The organism is Pantoea sp. GM_Pan_3 (assembly GCF_026541045.1).
Taxonomy (GTDB): domain Bacteria; phylum Pseudomonadota; class Gammaproteobacteria; order Enterobacterales; family Enterobacteriaceae; genus Pantoea; species Pantoea anthophila.
In genome coordinates this window covers 54,204-79,624 of the sequence record NZ_JALNVA010000010.1, presented here as the reverse complement: position 1 = coordinate 79,624, position 25,421 = coordinate 54,204, and the positions used below count along the sequence as shown (strand labels likewise).

At 56.2% G+C, this 25,421-nt stretch carries 28 protein-coding genes; 14 read left to right on the top strand and 14 right to left on the bottom strand.

Annotated features, from left to right (window positions below; all coding sequences use genetic code 11):
• The first annotated feature begins 65 nt into the window (after positions 1 to 65).
• Positions 66 to 812 carry a ferredoxin--NADP(+) reductase gene (gene fpr / locus OXR04_RS21155; protein WP_154929290.1) on the top strand — a complete coding sequence of 249 codons (747 nt, stop codon included), beginning with the start codon at positions 66 to 68 and terminating at the stop codon, positions 810 to 812.
• Here the strand turns inward: fpr and OXR04_RS21150 are convergent.
• Entirely contained in the window at positions 803 to 1,237 is a 435-nt protein-coding gene (locus OXR04_RS21150) for a DUF805 domain-containing protein (RefSeq protein WP_267372697.1), read from the bottom strand. The two genes, fpr and OXR04_RS21150, sit on opposite strands and share 10 nt — an antisense overlap.
• Positions 1,238 to 1,333: 96 nt before the next feature.
• On the opposite strand from OXR04_RS21150, the gene OXR04_RS21145 reads away from it, so the two are divergent.
• The gene (locus OXR04_RS21145) at positions 1,334 to 1,924 is read left to right on the top strand and encodes a DUF1454 family protein (RefSeq protein WP_009088047.1); all 591 of its coding nucleotides are present in this window, start codon (positions 1,334 to 1,336) and stop codon (positions 1,922 to 1,924) included.
• A 120-nt stretch (positions 1,925 to 2,044) separates the two neighbouring features.
• A complete protein-coding gene (gene tpiA, locus OXR04_RS21140) occupies positions 2,045 to 2,812 on the top strand; it encodes a triose-phosphate isomerase (RefSeq protein ID WP_009088051.1) in 768 nt (255 codons plus the stop codon).
• 26 nt (positions 2,813 to 2,838) lie between these two features.
• On the opposite strand, the gene OXR04_RS21135 is transcribed toward tpiA, so the two are convergent.
• The 6 genes from OXR04_RS21135 to cpxP all read right to left on the bottom strand — a co-directional run bounded on the left by OXR04_RS21135 (position 2,839) and on the right by cpxP (position 8,329).
• Positions 2,839 to 3,612 (bottom strand): CDP-diacylglycerol diphosphatase, encoded by a 774-nt coding sequence (locus OXR04_RS21135; protein WP_267372696.1) that lies wholly within the window; start codon positions 3,610 to 3,612, stop codon positions 2,839 to 2,841.
• Between the two features lie 151 nt (positions 3,613 to 3,763).
• Positions 3,764 to 4,753, bottom strand: a complete 990-nt coding sequence (locus OXR04_RS21130) for a sulfate ABC transporter substrate-binding protein (RefSeq protein WP_009088055.1) — start codon at positions 4,751 to 4,753, stop codon at positions 3,764 to 3,766.
• Positions 4,754 to 4,896: 143 nt separating this feature from the next.
• A complete protein-coding gene (gene pfkA, locus OXR04_RS21125; RefSeq protein WP_009088057.1) occupies positions 4,897 to 5,859 on the bottom strand; it encodes a 6-phosphofructokinase in 963 nt (320 codons plus the stop codon).
• A 205-nt stretch (positions 5,860 to 6,064) separates the two neighbouring features.
• Positions 6,065 to 6,967: a CDF family cation-efflux transporter FieF gene (fieF, locus tag OXR04_RS21120; RefSeq protein WP_009088059.1), complete on the bottom strand. Its 903-nt coding sequence runs from the start codon at positions 6,965 to 6,967 to the stop codon at positions 6,065 to 6,067.
• 241 nt (positions 6,968 to 7,208) lie between these two features.
• On the bottom strand, positions 7,209 to 7,364 hold the full coding sequence (locus tag OXR04_RS21115) for a general stress protein (RefSeq protein WP_003851267.1): 156 nt from the start codon (positions 7,362 to 7,364) through the stop codon (positions 7,209 to 7,211).
• Between the two features lie 455 nt (positions 7,365 to 7,819).
• Positions 7,820 to 8,329, bottom strand: coding sequence for a cell-envelope stress modulator CpxP (gene cpxP, locus OXR04_RS21110; protein WP_046100843.1), 510 nt, complete (start codon positions 8,327 to 8,329; stop codon positions 7,820 to 7,822).
• A 148-nt stretch (positions 8,330 to 8,477) separates the two neighbouring features.
• Here cpxP and cpxR point away from each other — a divergent pair, with 148 nt between their 5' ends.
• Genes cpxR through trmL form a run of 3 tightly spaced genes read left to right on the top strand, consistent with a single transcriptional unit; the run spans position 8,478 to position 11,062 of the window.
• The gene (gene cpxR / locus OXR04_RS21105; protein ID WP_009088062.1) at positions 8,478 to 9,176 is read left to right on the top strand and encodes an envelope stress response regulator transcription factor CpxR; all 699 of its coding nucleotides are present in this window, start codon (positions 8,478 to 8,480) and stop codon (positions 9,174 to 9,176) included.
• Positions 9,173 to 10,552 carry an envelope stress sensor histidine kinase CpxA gene (cpxA, locus tag OXR04_RS21100; protein WP_009088064.1) on the top strand — a complete coding sequence of 460 codons (1,380 nt, stop codon included), beginning with the start codon at positions 9,173 to 9,175 and terminating at the stop codon, positions 10,550 to 10,552. Before cpxR ends, cpxA begins: the two co-directional genes overlap by 4 nt.
• Before the next feature lie 36 nt (positions 10,553 to 10,588).
• On the top strand, positions 10,589 to 11,062 hold the full coding sequence (gene trmL / locus OXR04_RS21095; protein ID WP_009088065.1) for a tRNA (uridine(34)/cytosine(34)/5-carboxymethylaminomethyluridine(34)-2'-O)-methyltransferase TrmL: 474 nt from the start codon (positions 10,589 to 10,591) through the stop codon (positions 11,060 to 11,062).
• On the opposite strand, the gene cysE is transcribed toward trmL, so the two are convergent.
• The 5 genes from cysE to OXR04_RS21070 all read right to left on the bottom strand — a co-directional run bounded on the left by cysE (position 11,059) and on the right by OXR04_RS21070 (position 14,186).
• Positions 11,059 to 11,880 (bottom strand): serine O-acetyltransferase, encoded by an 822-nt coding sequence (gene cysE / locus OXR04_RS21090; RefSeq protein WP_009088067.1) that lies wholly within the window; start codon positions 11,878 to 11,880, stop codon positions 11,059 to 11,061. The two genes, trmL and cysE, sit on opposite strands and share 4 nt — an antisense overlap.
• A 68-nt stretch (positions 11,881 to 11,948) precedes the next feature.
• The gene (gene gpsA, locus OXR04_RS21085; RefSeq protein WP_009088068.1) at positions 11,949 to 12,965 is read right to left on the bottom strand and encodes an NAD(P)H-dependent glycerol-3-phosphate dehydrogenase; all 1,017 of its coding nucleotides are present in this window, start codon (positions 12,963 to 12,965) and stop codon (positions 11,949 to 11,951) included.
• The gene (secB, locus tag OXR04_RS21080; RefSeq protein WP_009088070.1) at positions 12,965 to 13,435 is read right to left on the bottom strand and encodes a protein-export chaperone SecB; all 471 of its coding nucleotides are present in this window, start codon (positions 13,433 to 13,435) and stop codon (positions 12,965 to 12,967) included. The genes gpsA and secB overlap by 1 nt, the downstream gene beginning before the upstream one ends.
• Before the next feature lie 38 nt (positions 13,436 to 13,473).
• Positions 13,474 to 13,728: a glutaredoxin 3 gene (gene grxC, locus OXR04_RS21075; RefSeq protein WP_008926942.1), complete on the bottom strand. Its 255-nt coding sequence runs from the start codon at positions 13,726 to 13,728 to the stop codon at positions 13,474 to 13,476.
• A gap of 26 nt (positions 13,729 to 13,754) precedes the next feature.
• On the bottom strand, positions 13,755 to 14,186 hold the full coding sequence (locus OXR04_RS21070) for a rhodanese-like domain-containing protein (protein ID WP_140029944.1): 432 nt from the start codon (positions 14,184 to 14,186) through the stop codon (positions 13,755 to 13,757).
• Positions 14,187 to 14,438: 252 nt separating this feature from the next.
• On the opposite strand from OXR04_RS21070, the gene envC reads away from it, so the two are divergent.
• The 4 genes from envC (at position 14,439) to OXR04_RS21050 (ending at position 18,882) form a co-directional block, all read left to right on the top strand.
• Positions 14,439 to 15,740: a murein hydrolase activator EnvC gene (gene envC / locus OXR04_RS21065; RefSeq protein ID WP_267372695.1), complete on the top strand. Its 1,302-nt coding sequence runs from the start codon at positions 14,439 to 14,441 to the stop codon at positions 15,738 to 15,740.
• Between the two features lie 3 nt (positions 15,741 to 15,743).
• Complete coding sequence (locus OXR04_RS21060) at positions 15,744 to 16,646, top strand: divergent polysaccharide deacetylase family protein (RefSeq protein ID WP_267372694.1); 903 nt, start codon at positions 15,744 to 15,746, stop codon at positions 16,644 to 16,646.
• Positions 16,647 to 16,748: 102 nt separating this feature from the next.
• Entirely contained in the window at positions 16,749 to 17,978 is a 1,230-nt protein-coding gene (locus OXR04_RS21055; protein WP_267372693.1) for a glycosyltransferase, read from the top strand.
• The gene (locus tag OXR04_RS21050; RefSeq protein WP_009088083.1) at positions 17,971 to 18,882 is read left to right on the top strand and encodes a hypothetical protein; all 912 of its coding nucleotides are present in this window, start codon (positions 17,971 to 17,973) and stop codon (positions 18,880 to 18,882) included. Before OXR04_RS21055 ends, OXR04_RS21050 begins: the two co-directional genes overlap by 8 nt.
• A 28-nt stretch (positions 18,883 to 18,910) precedes the next feature.
• On the opposite strand, the gene tdh is transcribed toward OXR04_RS21050, so the two are convergent.
• Both tdh and OXR04_RS21040 read right to left on the bottom strand, forming a co-directional pair.
• On the bottom strand, positions 18,911 to 19,939 hold the full coding sequence (gene tdh / locus OXR04_RS21045) for an L-threonine 3-dehydrogenase (protein WP_058957367.1): 1,029 nt from the start codon (positions 19,937 to 19,939) through the stop codon (positions 18,911 to 18,913).
• A gap of 10 nt (positions 19,940 to 19,949) precedes the next feature.
• Positions 19,950 to 21,146: a glycine C-acetyltransferase gene (locus tag OXR04_RS21040; RefSeq protein ID WP_267372707.1), complete on the bottom strand. Its 1,197-nt coding sequence runs from the start codon at positions 21,144 to 21,146 to the stop codon at positions 19,950 to 19,952.
• A 230-nt stretch (positions 21,147 to 21,376) separates the two neighbouring features.
• Between OXR04_RS21040 and rfaD the strand changes: the two genes are divergently transcribed.
• From rfaD to OXR04_RS21020, 4 genes are read left to right on the top strand one after another with little or no spacing between them, the layout of a single operon-like run.
• Positions 21,377 to 22,309, top strand: coding sequence for an ADP-glyceromanno-heptose 6-epimerase (gene rfaD / locus OXR04_RS21035; protein WP_267372692.1), 933 nt, complete (start codon positions 21,377 to 21,379; stop codon positions 22,307 to 22,309).
• Positions 22,310 to 22,326: 17 nt separating this feature from the next.
• On the top strand, positions 22,327 to 23,382 hold the full coding sequence (rfaF, locus tag OXR04_RS21030) for an ADP-heptose--LPS heptosyltransferase RfaF (RefSeq protein ID WP_267372691.1): 1,056 nt from the start codon (positions 22,327 to 22,329) through the stop codon (positions 23,380 to 23,382).
• On the top strand, positions 23,370 to 24,347 hold the full coding sequence (gene rfaC, locus OXR04_RS21025; RefSeq protein ID WP_267372690.1) for a lipopolysaccharide heptosyltransferase RfaC: 978 nt from the start codon (positions 23,370 to 23,372) through the stop codon (positions 24,345 to 24,347). Before rfaF ends, rfaC begins: the two co-directional genes overlap by 13 nt.
• On the top strand, positions 24,344 to 25,420 hold the full coding sequence (locus OXR04_RS21020) for a glycosyltransferase family 9 protein (RefSeq protein ID WP_009088095.1): 1,077 nt from the start codon (positions 24,344 to 24,346) through the stop codon (positions 25,418 to 25,420). Before rfaC ends, OXR04_RS21020 begins: the two co-directional genes overlap by 4 nt.
• Position 25,421 lies beyond the last annotated feature (1 nt).

The window sequence follows — 25,421 nt, the reverse complement described above, 5'->3', positions numbered from 1 at the left end:
GCAATCGCGCCGGGCAGCCGCGAAAATAGTGACCTGCCTGAATCATCAATAACCAGGGAGTGAGTATGGCTGAGTGGGTCAATGCTGAAGTAAAGGAAGTCAAAAACTGGACGGATGCGCTGTTCAGTCTGCGGGTGACGGCACCGGTCGATCCCTTTATCGCCGGGCAATTTGCCAAACTGGCGCTGGAAATTGAGGGGGAACGCGTGCAGCGCGCTTACTCCTACGTCAACGCGCCGAAAGATGATCTGCTGGAGTTCTATCTGGTTACGGTGCCAGAGGGCAAACTCAGTCCGCATCTGCATGCCCTTCAGCCAGGCGATCAGGTGATGGTCACCAAAGAAGCCGCGGGCTTCTTTGTGCTGGATGAGGTTCCGCCGTGCAGGACGCTGTGGATGCTGGCGACCGGCACCGCTATTGGTCCTTACCTGTCGATGCTGCAGCAGGGCGAAGGGCTGGAACGCTTTGAAAATATCGTGCTGGTGCATGCCGCGCGTTATGCGGCCGACCTGAGTTTTTTACCGCTGATGCAGCAGCTGCAGCAGCGTTATCAGGGTCAGCTACAGATTCAGACGGTGGTAAGTCGCGAAGAGATTGCCGGTTCGCTGACTGGCCGGGTGCCTGCGCTGATTGAGAATGGCGAGCTGGAGCGGGCCACCGGTCTGACACTGGATGCAGAGAGCAGCCATGTGATGCTGTGCGGTAACCCGCAGATGGTGCGTGATACTCAGCAACTCCTGAAAGAGACACGTGAGATGCGCAAACACCTTAAGCGTAAGCCGGGGCATATCACCAGCGAACATTACTGGTGAGCCGTTGAGCGGTATCGCACCGGCTGGGTCGCCGGGCCAAACCGGTTAGCGCCGGGGGAGCCGCGAAAAACGCCGAGGTCGAGCAGCAGGCCCGCCAGTAAAACAAAGGGAATGGCGCGTCCCAGTAGCCAGGGCAGGATGCCCGCCAGCATGTTCCAGTTCCCCACCACCAGCAGCCAGGCCACGATCACCAGCACCCCCCAGTAGCCGGGACGATCGCGATCGTGCAGCCGTTTGACGATCACCGCGCTGGCAGGCCACAGCAGGCAGACCACGCCAAAGGCCGCCATCTGGGTATCGAGCCAGTCGTTAGCCGCCAGCACGAAGAGCAGTGTCGTTGTCAGCAGCCAGACCGCCTGCCAGATCCAGAAATCACGTCGTCCCAGCCGGCCGCGCCAGGAAAAACACCATTGTTGTAACGTCATGCTTTATCATCCGGAAAAGAGAGCTGCCGCGCTTTTGACCTCGCGGATAAAAACCGTTTTAATTTGCGCCTGAGTTTACGGGACAGGATCGACAAAATGAAGAATTTGCCTGGCGCACTGCTGTTATCGTTTGCGCTGACGGTTCCGGTCTTTGCCGCCGATCCGCCACCGCAGGAGCGGACCGATGCGTTGCCTCCCGCCCCCTATCTGCTGGCGGGTGCGCCCACCTTTGATATGACTATCGGCCAGTTTCGCGAAAAGTATAATCTGGCCAATGCCGCGCTCATCCTGCCGGAGTATCGCGCTATTGATAATCGCGGTGACAAAAGCAACCTGACGCGGGCTGCCAGCAAAATCAATGAGACGCTCTACGCCTCTACGGCGCTGGAGCCCGGCACCGGCAAAATCAAAACGTTGCAGATTACCTGGCTGCCGTTACCTGGCCCGGATCAGAGCGCCTCGCAGCAAAAGGCGCTGGCCTACATGACCGCGCTGCTGCGCTTCTTTGTGCCGGGATTAAGTGCCGAAGAGGGGCGCAAAAAGCTGGAGGCGTTGCTGAATGCCGGCAAGGATTCGCCCTACTATGCGCAGGTCGACGGCGCGCTGCGATTTGTCGTCTCTGACAGCGGTGACAAGGGGCTGACCTTTGCGATTGAGCCGGTCAAACTGGCGCTCGCCAGCCCCTGATGATGTGGCCGAAAATGACGAAAAGCAAAGCCATCGCAACATTTGATCTCTATACTGTCTGGCAGACAACGCTGCCGGCTGGCAGCGATTTTTCATGTATCGCGTTATGCGGAGGATAGAATGCGACATCCACTGGTTATGGGTAACTGGAAGTTGAATGGCAGCAAGCAGATCACAGCTGAACTGATCGCCGGTCTGCGCAAGGAACTGTCTGGCGTTGACGGTTGTGGCGTTGCCATTGCACCGCCGGCACTCTATCTCGAGCAGGCAAAACACGCCCTCTCCGGTAGTCACATTGCACTGGGTGCACAGAACGCAGACGTTAACCTGTCTGGTGCCTTCACCGGTGAAGTTTCCGCAGAGATGCTGAAAGATATCGGCGCGAAATATATCATTATCGGCCACTCAGAGCGTCGTACTTACCACAAAGAGAGCGACGAGTTCATCGCGAAGAAATTCGCGGTGCTGAAGTCAGTGGGTCTGGTTCCCGTGCTCTGCATCGGTGAAACCGAAGCAGAAAACGAAGCGGGTAAAACCGAAGAAGTCTGCGCTCGTCAGCTGGATGCCGTGCTGGAAACCCAGGGCGCTGAAGCGTTCAACGGTGCGGTCATCGCCTATGAGCCCGTCTGGGCTATCGGTACCGGTAAATCGGCGACCCCTGCGCAGGCTCAGGCCGTGCACAAATTCATCCGTGACCACATCGCGAAGAAAGATGCGGCAGTCGCGGAGCAGGTCATCATTCAGTACGGCGGCTCCGTTAACGACAAAAATGCGGCAGAGCTGTTCACCCAGCCTGACATCGATGGTGCGCTGGTTGGCGGTGCGTCACTGAAAGCTGATGCGTTTGCGGTCATCGTGAAAGCGGCGGCGGCGGCAAAAAGCGCCTAAGCGTTGATGCACAGATTAAAGGCGGCTTAAGCCGCCTTTTTTATGGGCGCAATCAGCTGGCAGGTATGATCCTGCACCTCCTCCGCCGACCCGCTATTCAGCAGCAGCCAGTTTCGCTCTATCGCCATCAGCACCAGTCGCCCGTCGCTTAACTGCGCCAGCGCCAGTCCATATTTCCCCATCTCTGTGCGCGCCTGTGGCCGCTCACTGGCCAGACGGATAAAGGCACTCTGCTGCGCCAGTTCGGCTGGCGTCAGGGCACGCAGCCAGTAGTGATGCTGACGCAGCGTGCTGCGCTGCCACTGGTCGTTAAGCTGCGGCGTCAGCGTATCGAGTTGCCGACGCACATCGGGGCGCAGGCAGGAGAGATGAATATGAAGCTGGTTCTGGGTGCGGCCATACTCTGAATTAATAGCCAGCGACAGAACCCGGTCGTCAATCGGCGAGCCATGCCGCTGGGCTAGCAGATAGCGTTCATGCCAGGCAAAGGCAAAATAGTTGGGTGTGGCGGGCTGAAGTAAGCGCGGGCTTTCTATGCCCGTGATCCTGTCGAGCGGAATCAGCAGAAACTGCAATGGCCCATGGATATCTTTCAGCATGGCATAACGATGTGGCCGATCGACACGCTGACAGGGCGCAGGGTTGCCACTGCTCTGCTGGTGGGGCACACATTTCTCGCTGACGATCTGCCACAGCGCATCACTGTTCTTTTTAAAATGCAGTGCGGCCGCCAGCATCCCCGCAATGACCAGCACCAGCAGGATCGCCATCCCGCGGGCTGCATGACGGTGTATCGGCATAACAACGCTTCCTGAGTGGCTTCGCAGCCTGCATCCTCGCCTGGCGGGAAAAGAATGTCACGGGGAATTCTGGCTGATAGCGCAGCAGGGGTGGAGAAGAGAGAGGTGTCGCGTTAAGCGGTCAGCGCAGAGATGCGCTGACCGCCATGCCTTACGGTTTCATGACCTGGTCATAGCTGCCGCCATCGGCGAAGTGGGCTTTCTGAGCCTGTGTCCAGCCACCAAACTTGTCCTGAATGGTGAACAGTTTCACGGGCGCAAAGGTGCTGGAAAATTTCTTCGCAATCTCAGCATCACGCGGACGGTAGTAGTTCTGCGCGGCAATCGTCTGGCCTTCCGGCGAGTAGAGGTATTTCAGATAGGCGTCCGCAACCTTACGCGTACCCTTTTCGTCCACCACCTTATCGACTACCGACACGGTCGGCTCAGCCAGAATGGATTCACTCGGCGTCACAATCTCGAACTTATCTTTGCCCAGCTTGTTCACCGCCAGATAGGCTTCGTTTTCCCAGGCGATGAGGACGTCACCAATGCCGCGCTCAACGAAGGTGTTGGTCGCGCCACGCGCACCGGAATCCTGCACCTCAACGTTTTTAAACAGCGCTCTGACGTAAGCCAGCGCTTTAGCCTGATCGCCATTGTTGTGATCCAGCGCCCAGCCCCAGGCCGCCAGATAGTTCCAGCGTGCCCCGCCGGAGGTTTTCGGGTTAGGGGTGATGACAGAGACACCTGGTTTGATCAGGTCGCTCCAGTCATGAATGCCTTTGGGATTGCCTTTGCGTACCAGGAAGACAATGGTCGAGGTGTAAGGGGCGGAGTTATCCGGCAGACGCTGAAGCCAGTTTTTATCAATACGCCCGCGTTCTGCAATGGCATCGACATCGGATTGCAGGGCCAGCGTCACCACATCTGCCCGGATGCCGTTAATTACGGAGGTTGCCTGCTTGCCGGAGCCGCCATGGGACTGACGCACCACGACGTTATCGCCGGTTTCCTGTTTGTAGTGCGCACTGAACGCTTTATTGTACTGTTCGTACAGCTCACGCGTTGGATCGTAGGACACGTTAAGCAGCTGAATGTCTTTTGCCAGAACGCTGGTTGAGGCCAGCAACAGGGTAACGCCGATACTCCACTTGTTCATTACGCACTCTCCCAATGTCGTTATGGGCGTAGCGTGACATAAACCAATACAGAGCTTAAAGAATTAAAAATAAGTGGTTATAACTGTGGGGAATATAGGCTGGCGATGCCGGGGCGTGCGGTAACGCACACCCCGCAGAGGGATTAGTAGAGTTTTTTCGCGGTGTCGAGCCAGTCGCGCTTAAACGGACGCTTCATGTTTTCAATCGCGTCGATGATGTCGTGATGCACCATCTTCTCATTCTGAATACCAACACAACGACCACCGTAGCCCTGCATCAGCAGCTCAATGGAGTAAGCGCCCATGCGTGACGCCAGAATACGGTCATAGGCACAGGGCGCGCCACCACGCTGAATATGGCCCAGCACGGTGGAACGGGTTTCGCGTTTGGTTTCTGTTTCAATAAAGCGCGCCAGATCGTCGATATCGCAGATATGTTCGGTAATCGCCACGATAGCGTGCTTTTTCCCTTTGGCGATGCCCGCTTTGATTTCCGCGACCAGCTCTTCACGGGTATAAGGGAATTCCGGCAGCACGATGAACTCACAGCCACCCGCAATGGCCGCCGCCAGCGTCAGATCGCCGCAGTAGCGGCCCATCACTTCAACGATGGAGATACGCTGATGCGACGAAGAGGTATCACGCAGGCGGTCAATGGCCTCCACCACGGTTTCCAGCGCCGTAAAGTAACCGATGGTGTAATCCGTTCCGGCAACGTCGTTGTCGATGGTGCCCGGTAAGCCGATGCAGGGGAAGCCCATTTCGGTCAGACGTTTCGCCCCCATGTAGGAGCCATCGCCGCCGATCACCACCAGCGCGTCAATGCCGCGCTTTTTCATGTTCTCGATGGCCACCTGGCGAATATCTTCATTACGGAATTCAGGAAAGCGCGCAGAACCCAGGAAGGTGCCGCCGCGGTTGATCATGTCGGAGACGCTGTAGCGATCGAGATTGATCATGCGGTCTTCGTACAATCCCAGATAGCCATCATAGATCCCAAAAACTTCCAGTCCTTCACTCAGCGCGGAACGCACGACTCCACGAATAGCTGCGTTCATGCCTGGGGCGTCACCGCCGCTGGTTAATACACCAATTTTTTTGATCATGACAACCTCTGGATTTTTAAAACGAAGGGTTAATCCTGCCTGTCGATCGCTGCTGAACATCATTAAAGGCCAGCGCGACATGTGATGGCAGATAGTATATCAAAGGCTTGCTGCTGAATTGATTCAGGTCAGACAACTTTTCACTATTTTTTGCAGCAATGTTAGCGTTACGTCGTCCCTTACGTATCAAATTGATTCGTTTAGGTTAAAAACCTGGAGAATCCTCCTTCTCGAACGGTACCACAGAACAGGGGTCCTGATGGATAATTACGTCTGACCCGGGAAATGCGTCGCGTAACGCCCTCTCAACCTGATCGGCCACACGGTGCGCCTGCACCAGGGGCAGCTGGTCTTCAAGCTCCAGATGCAGCTGAATAAATTTGGTCGGGCCGGACTGGCGGGTACGCAGATCGTGCACCCCCTGCACCTGCGGCCAGTTCGTCGCCAGCGTCAGAATCTGCTGGCGCTCCTCTTCCGGCAATGCGCGATCCAGCAGGGACTGCACTGCGTCGTAGCCCATACGCAACGCGCTGTAGAGAATAAAAATGCCGATTCCCAGCGCGAACAGGGCATCTGCCCTTGCAAAACCATAGCTGCTCAGCACCAGCGCGATCAGAATCGCGCCATTCATAATGACATCGGACTGATAGTGCAGCATGTCAGCCCGAATGGCCTGACTGCGGGTTTTCCGCACCACCCAGCGCTGAAAGGCCACCAGTAACAGGGTTGAACTCAGCGCGACAACCGTTACCACAATCCCGACACCGGGAGCCCGCAGAACATCCGGCGACGCCAGATGTTGCAGGCCGGTCAGGAACAGAAACAGCGCCGAGCCTGAAATAAACATGCTCTGAGCCAGTGCCGCCAGCGATTCCGCTTTACCATGCCCGAACGTATGGTCTTCATCGGCGGGCTGCAGCGCATAACGCACCACCAGCAGATTCGTGAGTGACGCGGCAATATCAACCAGCGAGTCCACCAGCGAAGCGAGCAGACTCACCGAACCGGTGTACCACCAGGCAAAGATTTTCACGATCAACAGCACTGACGCGAGAAGGGTAGCGGCCAGCGCAGCACGCTTTACCAGTCGGCCATAAGAGGGTTGCATGCCGGATCCCCTGCACCCCATCATCAGATGAGGCGTATTCAGATGGAAGAAAGGCTGAAGTTTAACACCCTGAGTCGGGCAATGCTTAAGGAGGCGCAACGGAGAGAGGTTCTTTACAGCGGGGGCAACCGATAAAAACAAGCCCCGGCCTTTGAAAAAGGACGGGGCAGCGTGTCATACACATCAGTTACATCAGTGCCAGACCCTCAGGTTCAGGTCTGTTCAGGAAACGTTGCAGCTGTTATTTTTTGCCGCCTTTCTTACCGGCTTCTGATGCTTTTTCACGATCGTTTTTAAAGTTTCCGCCGCCGCTGTTCTGGCCGCCTTTTTTACCGGCTTCAGAGGCCTTTTGCGGATTATCTGCGAAATTACCTGAACCACCACGATGCTCTGCCATAATTTACTCCGTTAATAGATTCATTCGGGATTACATAATGTGGTTGTTGCTCCCTGAGACTTCGCGAAATCACTTCACTTCCCTGCAGTGACAGGATTAAGTGTAGATAAAGCCAGGGCGCCATCAAGCGCAACGGTAAAATCGCTATCTTACTGAAAAATAGTATTTATTTTTCCGGTCAGACGAATAAATATACTCTTTTCAACGGGTTAAAATATTTTTTCCCTGTTTTGCCCTGCCGGTGCGCTTAAACGCAACCAGAACCCCGATCAGTTCATCTTTCAGCAGCTGAAAGCCGGCAAAGAGCCAACAGGCGCTAACAAAACCGGGGTTTTGTTGAGCGGTGATGATTCGGGTCAAAACAGAAAAAGTGAAAAAAAGATAAAAAAAACCCCCGCCATCATGGCGGGGGAAGACAGGGATGTGTCTATGGCAAGGAAAACAGGGATACTATGTTACTGGTTACTGCTGGTACTACTCACTGCCTGCAGCGATGAGGCCGACTGCAAATTCGAAAACTGGCGCAGCTCGTTCAGCCGCCGCTGGTAGTTCTTCTGTAACGTGGCCTGCTGGGCCGGCGTTAACAGCTGAAACATCTGATTCTGTACGCGTGCCATCTCAACCTGCTGTTCAACCTGAACTCTGGCGATAATTTCCGCTCTGTTGCGGATGGCCGCTTCGTTAAACTGGTCTGCAGTCACTAACTCATGAAGTGCTGCGATATCGTCAATATGAACCACCGGGCGATCATGTCGGGCCTGTTGCATCAGGTCACGCATCTGCTGACGTTGCTCTTCCGTCAGCTCAATGCCATCGAACATGTGGCTTTGCGGATTTTGCGTCATACTGCCTGTCGGAAATCCGCCATGATGCATCTCGTCAATCGTCGTCGCATCTTTAGCACCTGCACTGGCGATACTCAGGGTCATCGCTGAGGCAAGGACGACGGCGGTTAATTTGCGCATCGTGTACTCCAGTTCGTTCCGTTTTGCGATTCAACGAGAGCCAGTGTACGGCGACAGCTGCAAACATCCGTCAGGGGGTGTAAAACTACGTAAAGCGATGGATAGGTGCGCCAGGAACACGGTATTTTGCCTGCGGAGGGCTACAAAAATGAATAAAATCCTGTTGGTAGATGACGACCGCGAATTAACTTCGCTTTTGAAAGAACTGTTAGAAATGGAAGGGTTTGAAGTGGTAGTGGCCAGCGATGGTGAACAAGCGCTGAACCTGCTCGACAACTCTATTGATCTGCTTTTACTGGATGTCATGATGCCGAAGAAAAACGGTATCGACACCCTGAAAGAACTGCGACAGCAACATCAGACTCCCGTCATCATGCTGACCGCGCGCGGCAGCGAGCTGGATCGCGTGCTGGGCCTCGAACTGGGCGCAGATGACTATCTGCCTAAGCCGTTTAACGATCGTGAACTGGTGGCCCGTATCCGCGCGATTCTGCGGCGTTCGAACTGGAGTGAACAGCAACAGCAACACGATAACAGCTCACCGACGCTGGAAGTGGACTGCCTGCGTCTCAATCCCGGTCGTCAGGAGGCCAGCTTTGATGATGTGACGCTGGATCTGACCGGCACGGAATTTACCCTGCTCTATCTGCTGGCGCAGCATCTGGGCCAGGTGGTCTCACGCGAACACCTGAGTCAGGAAGTGCTGGGCAAGCGTCTGACGCCGTTTGACCGCGCCATTGATATGCATATCTCCAATCTGCGTCGCAAGCTGCCTGAGCGCCGTGATGGTCATCCCTGGTTTAAAACGTTACGCGGCCGCGGCTATCTGATGGTTTCGGCATCATGATTGGCAGTCTGACCACCCGCATCTTCGCTATCTTCTGGTTAACCCTGGCGCTGGTGCTGATGCTGGTGCTCATGGTGCCCAAACTCGATTCACGTCAGATGACCTCGCTGCTGGAAAGTGAACAGCGGCAGGGCATCATGATTGAGCAGCACGTCGAAGCCGAGCTGTCACAGGATCCTCCTAACGATCTGATGTGGTGGCGTCGTCTGTTTCGTGCCGTCGAAAAATGGGCACCGCCGGGTCAGCGGCTGCTGTTAGTCACCAGCGAAGGTCGGGTGATCGGCGCACAACATAACGAAATGCAGGTGATCCGTAACTTTATCGGCCAGTCTGACAATGCCGATCATCCGCAGAAAAAGAAATATGGTCGGGTGGAGCTGGTCGGGCCTTTCTCCGTGCAGGATGGCGAAGACAACTACCAGCTTTACATGATCCGTCCCGCTAACAGCTCCCAGCTCGATTTTGTCAATCTGCTGTTTGACCGCCCGTTACTGCTGCTTATCGTGACGATGCTGATCAGCTCCCCGCTACTGCTGTGGCTGGCCTGGAGCCTGGCGCGCCCGGCGCGTAAACTGAAATATGCCGCCGATGAGGTGGCGAGCGGAAACCTGCGCCAGCATCCGGAACTGGAGTCAGGCCCGCAGGAGTTTCTGGCCGCCGGGTCGAGCTTCAACCAGATGGTGAGTGCGCTGGAGCGGATGATGACCGGTCAGCAGCGCCTGCTATCGGACATCAGTCATGAACTTCGTACGCCGCTGACCCGCCTGCAACTGGCAACCGCGCTGCTGCGTCGTCGCCAGGGTGAAAGTAAAGAGCTGGGACGCATTGAGATGGAGGCGCAACGCCTCGATGGCATGATCAACGATTTGCTGGTGCTCTCGCGCACACAGCATAAAAATGCGCTGGTCAGCGAAGCGATGAAGGCCAATCAGTTGTGGAATGGGGTGCTGGAAGATGCCCGTTTCGAAGCTGAGCAGATGGGCAAGAAGATGGATATCCCCTATCCTCCGGGCCCGTGGCCGCTCTATGGCAATCCGCACGCTCTGGAGAGTGCGCTCGAAAATATCGTGCGCAATGCGCTGCGCTATTCACACACCCACATCAGCGTCAGCTTCTCCGTCGATATTTCCGGTATCACGGTTCACGTCGATGATGATGGTCCTGGCGTAAGCCCGGAAGATCGGGAACAGATTTTCCGTCCCTTCTACCGGACCGATGAAGCGCGCGATCGCGAATCGGGCGGCACCGGGCTGGGCCTGGCCATTGTCGACACGGCCGTGCAACAGCATCGCGGCTGGGTGAAAGCCGATGACAGCCCACTGGGCGGTCTGAGACTGACCCTCTGGTTACCGCTCTACTCCTCCGGTCGTCAATAATTTGTTATGCTTCGGCCCCTGTCATCGGGGGCCTTAATGCTTAACATTGTCTTGTTTGAACCAGAAATTCCGCCGAATACCGGCAATATCATCCGCCTGTGCGCCAACAGTGGCTTTCAGCTTCACCTGATCCAGCCGCTTGGCTTCGCCTGGGATGACAAGCGCTTACGCCGCGCCGGGCTGGATTACCATGAATTTACGGCCATCAGATTCCATGCGGATTATGCGGCGTTTCTCGCCTCAGAGGCACCAGAACGTCTGTTTGCGCTGACGACCAAAGGCACGCCTGCACACAGTGCTGTGACGTATCAGGCGGGCGATTATCTGCTGTTCGGACCGGAGAGCCGTGGACTGCCAGCTGAGATCCTGGCGGCGTTACCGGCGCAGCAGAAAATCCGCATCCCGATGCGGGCAGAAAGCCGCAGCATGAACCTGTCGAACGCCGTTTCGGTAGTGGTGTATGAAGCGTGGCGCCAGCTGGATTATGCCGGCGCGCTGATTAAAGACTAGATGCCGTCGCCGAACTGAAAACCCGCCAGGCTGCCGTTGAAGTGCTGATCCATATCCATTGATGGCTTATCGCTGCCTGGCTTGCCGACGATACGGGCGGGTACGCCTGCTGCCGTGGTGTGCGGCGGCACAGGCTGCAACACCACAGAACCGGCACCGATTTTCGCCCCCCGGCCCACTTCAATGTTGCCGAGCACTTTCGCACCGGCTCCAATCATGACCCCTTCACGGATTTTAGGATGACGGTCGCCGCTGGTTTTACCGGTACCGCCCAGCGTCACCGACTGCAGGATAGAGACATCGTTCTCTACTACGGCGGTTTCACCAATCACGATGCCTGTGGCGTGGTCGAGCATGATACCGTGACCGATGCTGGCAGCGGGATGAATGTCGACTGCAAACGAGACGGAGATTTCATTCTGCAGATAAACCGCCAGCGCACGGCGGCCCTCATTCCACAACCAGTGGCCGATGCGGTACGCCTGCAGGGCGTGAAACCCTTTAAGGTAGAGCAGCGGCGTGGAGTATTTATCGACTGCCGGGTCGCGCTGACGCACCGCCTGAATATCGTAAGCCGCTGACAGTATCATCGACGGATCTTCACGGTAGGCTTCTTCAACAATTTCGCGGATGGCGATGGCGGGCATAATCGGATTTGCCAGCTTGTTAGCCAGCATATAACTCAGTGCGCTACCGAGATTTTCATGCTTAAGCAATGTCGCGTGAAAGAAGCTGGCCAGCATCGGCTCACAATCAGCCAGGGCTCGCGCTTCTGCTTTGATATTATTCCAGACCAGTTCTAACTCATCAGACGACATTGCTGCTTTCTCCCGATAAAAAAAGCGCCTGAATGGGCGCTGCAGGTGATGATGCTACGCGTCCTGCGTTAGCCAGTGCTGTTTTCGTCCTTCCTTGTTCGTCCCAGCAGGCTCAATGCTGCATCTCTCGCCGGTTTTTCGCAATACAGCACCTGATAAATCTGCTCGGTAATCGGCATTTCCACACCGAATCTTGAAGCCAACGCTTTGACTTCTTTGGTGTTTCTGTAGCCCTCTACAACTTGTCCGATAATGCGTTGTGCGCTATCTACATCTTCGCCCTGGCCCAGCATCATGCCAAACCGGCGGTTGCGCGACTGATTGTCCGTGCAGGTCAGGACCAGATCGCCCAGGCCCGCCATCCCCATAAAGGTGGTGGGATCGGCACCCAAAGCAGCACCGAGCCGGCTCATCTCAGCCAGTCCACGGGTGATCAGTGCGGTTCGCGCGTTGGCGCCAAATCCGATACCGTCAGAGATCCCGGCTCCGATAGCAATCACGTTTTTCACCGCGCCGCCCAGCTGGACACCGACAAAATCGGGGTTGTTATAAACGCGGAAACTTTTACCGCAGTGCAGCTTCAGCTGGAGATCGTCAGCAAACTGCGCATCCGTTGCGGCCAGCGCGATAGCCGTCGGTAAGCCTGCGGCCAGCTCTTTGGCGAAGGTCGGCCCGGAGATCACGGCCAGCGGGATGGACTCGCCCAGAATCTCACGCGCCACATCCTGCAGCAGGCGCCCGGTCTCTTTTTCCAGCCCTTTGGTCGCCCAGACAATCCGCGAGTCAGACCGCAGATGAGGCTTAATCTGTTGCAGTACGTCGCCAAAGACATGGCTCGGCACCACGATCAATATGTCGCGGCTGGCTGCAATGGCTTTTTGCAGGTCGGGTTCAGGAGAGAGGTTATCGGGAAACGGAACGTCAGGAAGGAAAGCCGTGTTGCAGCGGTCGGTCTGAAGCTGCGCCAGATGCGCCGGGTTATGTCCCCACAACAGTACCGGATGGCCATTACGGGCCAGCGTAATCGCCAGAGCGGTGCCGTAGGAGCCGGCACCGATGACGCTAATCGAAGCGTGAGTGGTCATCAGGCATCCTGATGTTGTTGAGCACCTTCTTCACCCTGCTGCTGCTGCAGATAGTTCATGAACAGTGCATCAAAGTTGACCGGTGCCAGGTTCAGCTGCGGGAAGGTGCCACGTGATACCAGGCTGGTAATGCATTCACGGGCATACGGGAACAGGATGTTCGGGCAGTAAGCGCCCAGGCAATGTGCCATCTGCGTTCCTTCGATACCGCTGATGGTGAAGATACCGGCCTGCTGAACTTCACACAGGAAAGCGGTCTCTTCACCCACGTTGGCGGTTACAGTCACACGAAGTACCACTTCGTAAACATCGTCAGCCAGCTGAGAAGATGCAGTATCCAGATCCAGTTTCACGTCCGGTTCCCACTCTTTCTGGAAAACCTGCGGGGCATTAGGCGCTTCAAAAGAGATATCTTTTGTGAAGACGCGCTGAATCTGGAATTGCATTTCGTTCGTGTTATGTTCTGACATGTGACCAAATCCTATGTATGAGATTGTCCGGCGTAAACTTACGCCTGCAGTAAGGGATCTAAACCTTCGCGATTATCGAGTGCGAATAAGTCATCGCAGCCGCCAATGTGCTGCGCATCAATAAAAATCTGAGGCACGGTGGTGCGGCCACTACGCTTGATCATCTCTTCGCGTTTCGCCATGTCTCCATCAATGGGGATCTCCTGGAACGACACGCCTTTTTGCGTTAACAGCGCTTTCGCCCGATGGCAGTAAGGACAGGTGGCCTTGGTGTACATTTCAACATTTGCCATGCTACGCACCTCTGTCAGGTTACAGGTTATTTACCGCGAACTAACGGCAGGTTTTCGCCGCTCCAGCCGCTGATGCCATCTTTCAGAACAAAGACCTGCGGGAAGCCAGCAGCACTCAGATGTGCAGCGGAATCAGACGCGCTTTGTCCGGTTGCACATACCACAATTATGGGCTGCGCTTTGTGCTTTTCCAGTTCGTCTGCGTTGCCTTTTTTAATCTCAGCGGCTGCCACATTCAGCGCACCTGAAATATGCCCTCTGCGAAAATCGTCGCGCGAACGCACGTCGACAACCACCGCGTCCTCTTTGTTAATCAGGCGGGTCGCTTCACCGCGGCTGATCGTTTTTACCTTAGAGAACATTCCTTTAACGGTAGTCACAATCACCAGAATGAGTAAAACGACCCATGCGAGACTCAGGATGGGGTGATTGCTTGCAAACTGCATAATTTCTTGCATGAGGGGTAACGACTCCAGACCGGGCTAATAAGCTAAAACAAGGGTTCTGAGTATACCTGCGCCACTTCGCATGTACAGATGCTATGCGGCGAGAGTATCGATTTGTGCGCCATTTTCCAAAAAAAGTGGCTGAATAGCAAAAATGGCGTAAGGCTTAATCCATCTCATTGTGAAAGCGGACATAACTGGTAAAGCAAATGCCGGTGGGGAGCACTGGTAAGCGGCGATTCATCGTGGAATAATCATTGGCCTATGAAGGGAAAAACTACCGTTTTGCACACAAGGACCCGTTCCAGCGGCGAAAATCGGCCGTTGTTCACACCGTTGTCCACCCTCTCCCTCAGCCTGCTTTGCGCGGGAGCACTGTTGTTGCCAGCTGGGGCACAGAGTGCGGAAGACAGTAAATCTCAGCTGCAATCTATTCAGCAGAACATTGCTGAAAAAGAGAAAAGCGTTAAGGCGCAGAAAGTGCAGCGCAGCAAATTACTGGATCAGTTGCAGAGTCAGGAAAAAATCATCGCCCAGGCGAGCCGTCAGTTGCGTGAAACCCGCAACAGCCTCACCGCCCTGAATAACGATATTAAACAGCTCACCACCTCCATCGCCCGGCTTGAGAAGCAGCAAAGCCAGCAGGAAAGCCTGCTGTCGCAACAGCTTGATGCCGCATTTCGTCAGGGCCAGCACAACGGTATACAGCTGTTGATGGGCGGAGAAGAGAGCCAGCGCAGCGAGCGTATTCTGGCCTATTTTGGTTATCTGAACGCGGCGCGCCAGAAAAGTATCGCCTCACTGCAACAGACGCGTCAGGACCTGGATCAGCAACGCGCTACGCTGGAGCAGAAGCAACAGCAGCAGAAAGCACTATTAGCCCAGCAGCAGGGCCAGCAGCAGAAGCTGCAGCAGGCGAGCGACGCGCGCAGGAAAACCCTTACGTCGCTGGAAAGCGCGCTGGAAAAAGATCAGGCCGATCTGGTCGAGATGCGTCAGAACGAAAGCCGTCTGCAGGATAAGATCGCCCGGGCAGAACGGGAAGCGCGTGAGCGCGCGGCGCGCGAAGCCCGTGAGGCAGAAAAAGTGCGTCAGCGCCAGGCGCAGGCCAAAGCCAAAGGCTCCAGCTATCAGCCGACCCAGAGCGAACGCGAACTGGTTGCCCGTACCGGAGGACTCGGTCGCGCGGGCGGGCAGGCGTTGTGGCCGGTGCGCGGACGCATCGAACATCGCTTTGGTGAACAGCTGCAGGGTGAACTGCGCTGGAAAGGCCTGGTGATTGATGCGCGGGAAGGCACCGAGGTGAAAGCCATTGCCGACGGGCGGGTCCTGATGGCCGACTGGTTGCAGGGCTACGGTCTGGTCGTGGTGCTGGAGCACGGTAAAGGCGACATGAGCCTTTATGGCTACAACCAGAGTGCACTGGTGAGCGTGGGAACACAGGTGAAGGCAGGACAGCCTATCGCCCTGGTGGGCACCAGCGGGGGGCGCGGTACCCCGTCGCTCTATTTTGAAATCCGACGTCAGGGACAGGCTGTCAATCCACTCCCGTGGTTAGGAAAATAAGTTTTGCTGCAACGTCGAAAAATCTCCGTTTTATTCAGCGCGCTGCTGTTCAGCTTCGCGGCGCAGGCAGGCAAGCTGGCTATTGTTATCGATGATGTGGGCTACCGGCCTGCCGAAGAGAACAAAGTTCTGCAGATGCCGCAGGCGATTTCAGTGGCTGTTCTGCCCAACGCACCCCATGCACGGGAGATGGCTACCAGAGCCCATCAGGGTGGACACGAAGTATTGATCCATCTGCCGATGGCGCCACTCAGCAAACAGCCACTGGAAAAAGATACGCTGACCCCGGAGATGAGCAGCGAAGAGATCACCCGCATTATGCACAATGCGGTCAGCAACGTGCCTTACGCAGTCGGCCTGAACAACCACATGGGCAGCAGGATGACCTCAAGCCTTTCCGGTATGCAGAAGGTAATGCAGGCGCTGAATCACTATAACCTCTACTTTCTGGATAGCATGACCATCGCCAACAGCCAGGCAATTCCTGCCGCACAGGGCACCCAGGTCAGGGTACTGAAACGCCGGGTGTTCCTGGATGACAGTCAGGATATTAATGCTATCCGCCAGCAGTTCAGCCGGGCGGTGAAGCTGGCACAGCGCGACGGTTATGCCATTGCTATCGGTCATCCCCACCCCAACACCGTTCGGGTGCTGCAGCAGATGCTGCCCTCTCTGCCCGCAGACATTACGCTGGTTCGCCCCAGCCAGTTGCTGAACGAAACACGCCACAGCGGCTCACGGACACCAGCGGTTCCGGTGAAACCGGCGAAACCGCGCTTCCAGCCGGCAGAACTGTGTAAAGTGAAACAGCCGCTTGCGCCGGTTCCGGCGACCCGGGCGTTAACAGTGGTAGGCGAAAGCGTGAGTCACAGCCCGCTGTTTAGCACCCTGAAAAGTCTGTTCTGAATTTGCCATGAATGCTAAGTGCTAAGCTTAAAGTTCAATTGCAGGTAAAAATTACTATAATCCCGGTCGGGCATAACATGCGGTGCGGGAATAGTAAGACGGATGACGATTAATAAACAAAAAATCCTGCTGCTGGATAACGGCAGAGAGTGGGGAGGCGGCACCAACAGTATGCTGGAGCTGCTGAAACGTATCGATCGTCAGAAATTTGATATTACCTGCTGCTTCTATCACAACTACAGCCGTGGCAATGACGAAACCATTGAGGCCACGCTCAATGCGCTGGCCATTCCGGTCTTTTTCATCCCGCAGATCAGGCAGCCGCGCTGGGCAAAATTTGTCAAAGAAGCCGTGCGGGCGCTGCTGTTTTTTAATAAAAAGCTGAAGAAGCGGGCTATCGATGAGATCGATACACGCTGGCGCATCATGCCCAACGCCAGCAAAATTAACTCCCTGCTCCAGCTGGGAAAATTCGACACGCTCTACATGAATAACCAGCCCAGCACCAATGTGGAGGGCTATCTGGCCGCGCGCAGCCTGGATGTGGCGGTGGTGCAGCATTGCCGTATCGACCCGGTGCTGGAACCACGCCTGGTCAGCATGGTGAACCAGGAGTGCCAGGCGATTATTGCCGTGTCGCAGGGGGTAAATAAGACGCTGATCAGCCACGGTGTTGATGCGGAACGCTGTTTTACCGTCAACAATGCGATCGACATCCACCAGCCTTTACCTGACCGCCTCGACGTTCGCCAGCGTTTTAAACTCTCCCCGACCACCTTTGTGTTTGGCACCATCGGCTCACTGATATTACGTAAATCCAATCATCACATTCTGCAGGCGCTGGGCCGTTTCAAACGGGCTCATCCCGACGCAGACTGGCGGATGGTGATTGTCGGTGTCGGCCCGGAACTCCAGCACCTGCTGCAACTCGCAACGGCGGAGAATATCCAGCAGCATGTGGTCTTTACGGGCTTTCAGAACAATGCGCTGGATTACCTCACCGCCTTTGATGCGTTTATTCTTGCCTCACGCAGTGAGGGCTTACCTCGGGTCGTGCTGGAGGCGATGCTGGTGAATACCGCCGTCATCGGTTCCCGTGTGGTCGGTACTGCCGAATTGATCAGTCATGACGAAACCGGGTTGCTGTTTGATTATGGCAACGTGGTGCAGCTGACCCAGCACTTAACCGCGCTGTGGCAGGATGCCGGCTTACGTCAGCGCCTGATCAATGCGGCAGCGAAACGCGTTCGTGAACAGTACGCCATTGAAACCTACATCAGCGGCGTTGAAAATATTCTGCAAAGTGTCGCTAATAAGAAACCTCATGCTTAATTTTTTAAATCCCCGTTATCGCCATATCCGGGCGAGCCATAACCTGCCTTATTCGCTAAAAGAAGTTCAGGGCTCGGTACCGGTTACCTCTGTCGTAATCCCCTGCACGGGCGCGGACTATATCGAAGAGGCGCTGCTCAGTGCCGATTTTGCGGCGCGCTTTGCCACGCAGGCAGAGGAGATTGTGATTGTCAGCGATCAGCCTGCCGACGCCTTTGGCAGCCTGCCCGCTAAAACCCGCGTGGCCACGCTGGATGTACCGCAGCGCGAAGAGCACTATCGCTACAAGCAGATCTACCGCAGTCGTTTAATCAAACTGCAGGCCCCGTTGCAGGCAAAAGGCGACGGCATTCTGATGATCGATTCCGACCTCAATCTGCTAAAGATGCCGGAGATCATGATGAAACCTGGCCATCTCTACTCCAGCTTTCGTCAGGGAAAAATGATTGCCAAGCTGGCTGATGCGCCACAGGAGGCGATTCCTGCCTACTACCCGCACAGTATTCGGCCTTATCTGGTGGATCACGTTAACGGTGCCTATCTGGCGGCGACCCGTGAGGTCTGGCAGCGTATTTCACCGCTGTGGCTGACGCTGTTCAATGACACATGGCATCTGATGAACGACAGTCAGCCGCCGACCGATCAGCTGCCGCTCGCGGTGCTGCTGGATATGCTGGACATTAAAACCGTCAATCTGGGCGAATGGGCTAACTGGCCGGTCTCCAAGAAAATCGGCGGTCAGTCTGCGGTGATCCCGGCGGAGGTGGTCGGTGCACATGGCGGCTTTCCGCTGTCGGAATGGCAAAAATATCTGGCCGATCCGCAACAGCCGCTCCACTTTAAAGGTCAGGATTACACGCGCAAGGTGCGCTACCTGACCGACGAAGAGAAGAAGCAACGCTGATTATCCGGCCGCTGCGGCGGCCGGTGTGTTAATCCCAGCTCAGTATTACCTTTCCCGAGCGTCCTGAACGCATCTCATCAAAGCCCTGCTGGAAGTCGTCAATCCCATAGCGATGCGTAATGACTGGCGTTAAGTCGAGACCGGACTGGATCAGCGCCGCCATTTTGTACCAGGTTTCAAACATCTCCCGGCCATAAATGCCCTTGATAAAGAGCCCCTTGAAGATCACCTGATTCCAGTCGATAGCCATCTCACCCGGCGGAATACCCAGCAGGGCAATCCGCCCGCCGTGATTCATTACGTCGAGCAGCGCGCGAAACGCAGGAGGCGCACCGGACATCTCCAGTCCGACATCAAATCCTTCCGTCATCCCCAGCGAATGCATGACGTCGCGCAGATTTTCATGGGCCACATTGACCGCGCGGGTGACGCCCATTTTTCGCGCCAGCGCCAGTCGGTAGTCATTGATGTCGGTGATCACGACGTTACGCGCGCCGACATGGCGGCAGACCGCCGCGGCCATGATGCCGATAGGCCCCGCGCCGGAGATCAGCACATCCTCGCCAACCAGATCGAACGACAGCGCGGTATGCACGGCATTACCAAACGGGTCAAAGATCGCGGCCAGCTCATCGGAAATGTTGTCGGGAATTCTGAAGGCGTTAAAGGCCGGGATGACCAGATATTCCGCAAAGCAGCCCTGACGGTTAACGCCCACGCCCATGCTGTTCCGGCACAGATGCGTTCGCCCGGCGCGGCAGTTGCGGCAATGCCCGCAGGTGATATGCCCCTCTCCCGACACCCGATCGCCAGGCGTGAAGCCCTTTACCTCCTGACCTGTTGCTACGACTTCACCCACATATTCATGACCGACAATCATCGGCACCGGAATGGTTTTGCGCGACCAGTCATCCCAGTTGTAGATGTGGACATCGGTACCGCAGATAGCGGTTTTACGGATTTTAATCAGCAGGTCGTTGTGGCCCGGCTCAGGAATCGGCGCATCAGTCACCATCCAGATGCCCGCTTCCCTCTTCAGTTTGGCGAGTGCTTTCATAACGGACTCCTCAGGCGATGACGCCCAGCTGTTTGCCGATACGGGTAAAGGCGGCCACCGCACGTTCCAGCTGCTGCTGGGTATGTGCCGCAGAGATTTGCGTGCGAATGCGTGCCTGCCCTTTTGGCACGACCGGATAGAAGAAGCCGGTAACGTAAATGCCTTCCTGTTGCAGCAGGTGGGCAAACTGCTGCGCGACGCTGGCCTCACCCAGCATCACCGGAATAATGGCGTGATCGGCCCCGGCCAGCGTAAAGCCCGCTGCGGTCATCTGCTGCCGGAAGAAACGGGCGTTATCCCGGAGACGCTGACGCAGCCCATCGCCTTCGCTGAGCAGATCCAGCACCCGCAGCGAGGCGGCCACAATCGCCGGGGCCAGCGAGTTGGAGAAGAGATAGGGACGGGAACGCTGGCGCAGCCACTCCACCACTTCCGCTTTTGCTGCGGTGTAGCCACCGGAGGCGCCGCCCAGCGCTTTGCCCAGCGTGCCGGTAATGATGTCAACCCGGCCCATCACGTCACAATATTCGTGGGTGCCACGTCCGCCATTCCCGACAACACCCACCGCGTGGGAATCATCCACCATCACCAGCGCAGAGAACTCTTCAGCCAGGTCGCAGATGGCGGACAGATTGGCGATGACCCCATCCATGGAGAAAACGCCATCGGTGGCGATCAGGATATGGCGTGCGCCTTTATCGCGCGCCTGCTGCAGGCAATCCCGCAGCGCCGTCATGTCGTTGTTCGCGTAGCGGTAGCGCTGCGCTTTGCTGAGCCGGATGCCGTCGATGATGGAGGCGTGATTCAGCGCATCGGAAATAATGGCATCCTCTGCATCCAGCAGCGTTTCAAACAGGCCGCCGTTGGCGTCAAAGCAGGAGGAGTAAAGAATGGCATCTTCCATACTGAGAAATGCGGCCAGCCGCTTTTCCAGCTGCTTATGGCTGTCCTGCGTGCCACAGATAAAGCGCACCGACGCCATGCCAAAGCCGTGCGAATCCATCCCCGCCTTCGCGGCCTGAATCAGCGCCGGATGATTGGCCAGGCCCAGATAGTTATTGGCGCAAAAGTTAATCACTGCCGGACCGTGACCTACCGCTATCTCTGTCTGCTGGGCAGAGGTGAGGATCCGCTCCTGTTTAAACAGCCCTTCCTGACGTGCATCATCCAGTTGCTGACGAAGTTGTTGATAAAATTGCGCAGGCATCATTGCTCTCCTCAGATGGCAAAAACCTGGCATATCTTACTGAACAGGGCGCTTCTTAACGATAAAACGCCCAACAGAATGTCATTTTTGCAGCATAGTTCACGCCTCTAGGTGGCGACCCTGTGGCGTTACAGAGTCATCTGGCTGTCTGCACCCTGATGAAATGTTATGATGTGAGGTATTCGTGTGTGAAACCTCCTGTTTCACCCCACAACATTGAAGGTAACAACATGATTATCGTAACTGGCGGCGCAGGAATGATTGGCAGCAACATCGTCAAAGCGCTGAACGATCGCGGTCACACCGACATTCTGGTGGTGGATAATCTGAAGGATGGCACTAAGTTTGCCAATTTAGTCGACCTGGATATCGTCGATTACATGGACAAAGAAGAGTTTCTGATGAGCGTGATCGCGGGCGACGATTTAGGCCCGATTGAAGCGGTATTCCATCAGGGTGCCTGCTCCTCCACGACCGAGTGGGATGGCAAGTACATGATGGAGAACAACTATCAGTACTCCAAAGAGCTGCTGCACTACTGCCTGGAGCGCGAGATCCCGTTCCTTTACGCCTCTTCTGCAGCGACCTACGGCGGCCGCAATGAAAACTTCATCGAAGAGCGTCAGTATGAGCAGCCGCTGAATGTGTATGGCTACTCCAAAATGCTGTTCGACCACTATGTTCGTCAGATGCTGCCGGAAGCGAACTCGCCGGTGTGTGGCTTCCGCTACTTCAACGTCTATGGACCGCGTGAAGGCCACAAAGGCAGCATGGCAAGCGTGGCGTTCCATCTGAACACCCAGATCAGCAACGATGAAAATCCAAAACTGTTTGAAGGCAGTGACGGCTTCAAACGCGATTTCATCCACGTTGATGATGTGGCAGCCGTAAACCTGTGGTGCTGGGAAAACGACGTCTCCGGGATCTACAACTGTGGCACAGGCCGCGCCGAATCGTTCCAGGAAGTGGCCGACGCCGTGCTGAAGTTTCATCAGAAAGGGCAGATTGAGTACATCCCATTCCCGGAAAAACTCAAAGGCCGTTATCAGGCTTACACCCAGGCCGATCTCACGAAGCTGCGTGCCGCGGGCTATGACAAGCCGTTTAAAACGGTGGCGCAGGGCGTCGCTGACTATATGGTCTGGCTGAATCGCAACGCATAAAGGAAGCTGCTCCGGCGATGAAAATTCTGGTAATCGGCCCGTCGTGGGTCGGCGATATGATGATGTCGCAAAGTCTCTATCGCACCCTCAAGGCCGAACATCCCGATGCGGTGATAGACGTGATGGCACCGGCATGGTGTCGTCCCCTGCTGTCACGCATGCCGGAGGTCAGTCAGGCGCTGGCGATGCCCCTGGGCCATGGCGCGCTGGAACTCGGCGAGCGTCGCCGGCTGGGCAAGGCACTGCGCGACAGCCATTATGACCGGGCCTATGTGCTGCCTAACTCTTTTAAGTCGGCGCTGGTTCCCTTCTTTGCCGGCATACCACGCCGCGTCGGCTGGCGGGGGGAGATGCGCTATGGCCTGCTGAACGATCTGCGGGTGCTGGATAAAGCCGCGTTCCCGCTGATGGTTGAGCGCTACGTGGCGCTGGGCTACGACACGCCTGTCGCCTCGGCGGCGCAGCTGCCGCAGCCGCTCCTGTGGCCAAAGTTGCAGGTTGAAGAGCGGGAGATGCGGGAAACGGCCGCACAGTTTCAGCTCACCGCAACGCGTCCGATCATCGGTTTTTGTCCGGGCGCGGAATTTGGCCCGGCTAAACGCTGGCCCCACTACCACTACGCCGCCCTGGCCCGCCAGCTGATCGCCGAAGGCTTTCAGATCCTGCTGTTTGGTTCCGCCAAAGATCGCCCGACCGGTGAAGAGATCATCGCGGTACTGCCGGAAGAGAGTCGCAGCCACTGCCGCAACCTGGCGGGTGAAACCCAGCTGGAGCAGGCGGTCATCCTGCTGGCGCAATGCCGCGCCGTGGTCAGTAACGACTCCGGCCTGATGCACATCGCCGCCGCGCTGGATCGTCCGCTGGTGGCACTCTATGGACCCAGCAGCCCTGACTTTACGCCACCGCTGGCCCGCCAGGCGCGTATTATTCGCCTGATTACCGGCTATCACAAAGTGCGTAAGGGCGATGCCGAACAGGGGTATCACCAGAGCCTGATTGATATTCAGCCTGAGCGCGTTCTTCAGACGCTGAATGAACTCCTTGCGCCGCAGGAGGTGCCATGCACGTCCTGATTGTTAAAACGTCCTCAATGGGGGATGTGCTGCATTCGCTGCCGGCTCTGACCGATGCCATGCATGCCATTCCCGGCATCCGTTTTGACTGGGTAGTGGAAGAGAATTTCGCCCAGATCCCTGGCTGGCACCCTGCCGTGGACCAGGTGTTGCCGGTCGCGATTCGCCGCTGGCGCAAACACTGGTTTGGCAGTCAGCAGCGTGAAGAGCGCGTGCAGTTTAAGCGCGCGTTACAGTCGCGCGAGTACGATATCGTGATTGATGCCCAGGGGCTGATCAAAAGCGCCGCGCTGGTGACCCGTTTATCCAAAGGGGTAAAGCACGGGCAGGATAGCCGCAGCGCGCGTGAACCTTTTGCCAGCTGGTGGTTTGACGTCCGCCATGAGATCTGCAAACGCCAGCACGCCGTTGAGCGGACGCGCGAGCTGTTCGCCAAAAGCCTGGGCTATGAAAAGCCGCAAACCCAGGGTGACTACGCGATTGCCGGGCATTTTCTGCATCATCTGCCCGCGGATGCGCATCACTATCTGGTCTTTCTGCATGCCACAACGCGTGACAACAAGCACTGGCCGGAATCCCACTGGCGACAGCTGATTGAGCAGATGCAGCCCAGCGGATTGCGGGTGAAGCTGCCCTGGGGTGCCGAACATGAGCATCAGCGTGCGCTGCGCCTGGCTGAAGGTTTTGAGCATGTCGAGGTGCTGCCTAAGCTGACGCTGGAAGCGATCGCCCGACAGCTGGCAGGTGCACGCGCGGTGGTCTCTGTGGATACCGGTTTAAGCCATCTGACCGCCGCACTGGATCGTCCTAATCTCACGCTGTATGGCCCGACCGATCCGGGTCTGATTGGCGGCTACGGGCAGAACCAACAGGCGCTGAGCGCCCCGAATCACAATCTGGCGGAGCTGACAGCTGACGCCGTGGCAGAGAAACTGCAGGCCGTTATCGGGAAAAATGCGCCATGAACTATGTGCTGATCTATCTGCTGCTGCTGCCTTTCCGCACCCTGATGCGGCTCTTTTACCGGCCCACCGGCCGCAGTCTGGTGATTCAGACGGCGAAGATCGGGGATTTTATTAACATCACCCCGATGCTGCGCGCCCTGGGTCAGTCTGAACTGCTGATCAGCAAATCGGTAGAGCCGCTGGCGCGTCACGATGACACGGTCAGCCGCTATTTTCTGATTGAAGAGGCGAAGCGCAGCTTTTTTGCCAAACTCAGACTCGCGTTCACGCTGATGAACCGTTATGACCATGTTTATCTGGTTCAGCCCAACAGCGTTAACCTGTTTTTCGCGGCGCTGTGCAACGCACCGAACAAACAGTTTCTGCGCACCTATGTGCGTAAATCCTATCATGCGATCTTCTATCGCAGCGCCAGTGGCATCGTCGACCACGCGAAAACGGATTTGACGCTCGACAGCTATCTGAAGCTGATTAATCGGGACTATCGTTACACCGATTTTCCCAAGCACGCTACGTCACCGCTCTGGCAGCCGCCTGCGCCTCCCGCCGCGCTGCTGCATCCGCGCAGCGGGATTAAAATCGGTATCAGCATTTCTGCCGGGAATCGGGCCAAAACCATTCCTGCCGCCATCTGGCAGCAGCTGATGGCGTCGCTGGCTGAGCTGCCCTGCACCTTTTATGTCTTTGGTCCACCAGCCGAGCAGCCGTGGCTGGATGAATTACTGAGCCTGACCGGCCCGCAGGAGAATATTGTCAGCCTGATTGGCGCGCTGAAGCTGGAAGAGGTGCCATGGGCCATCTCGCAGATGGATTTTTATATTTCATCGGATTCCGGTAATGCTTATATTGCTGACGCCCGACAGATACCGGTCATTATGCTCTATGGCCCCTGTGAGATCAGGGAACAGCGCCCGGTTAATAATGTCCTGTTTATCGGACCGGACAATATCGCCGCATCGACCTTTGTTTTTGCCACGCGATTTAAGTTTGATCAGCCCGCTGAAAAATTATTCGGGCTGGATGCCGACAAACTGACTAGAATACAAACGTTTATTACTCATAATCTGGAATAGT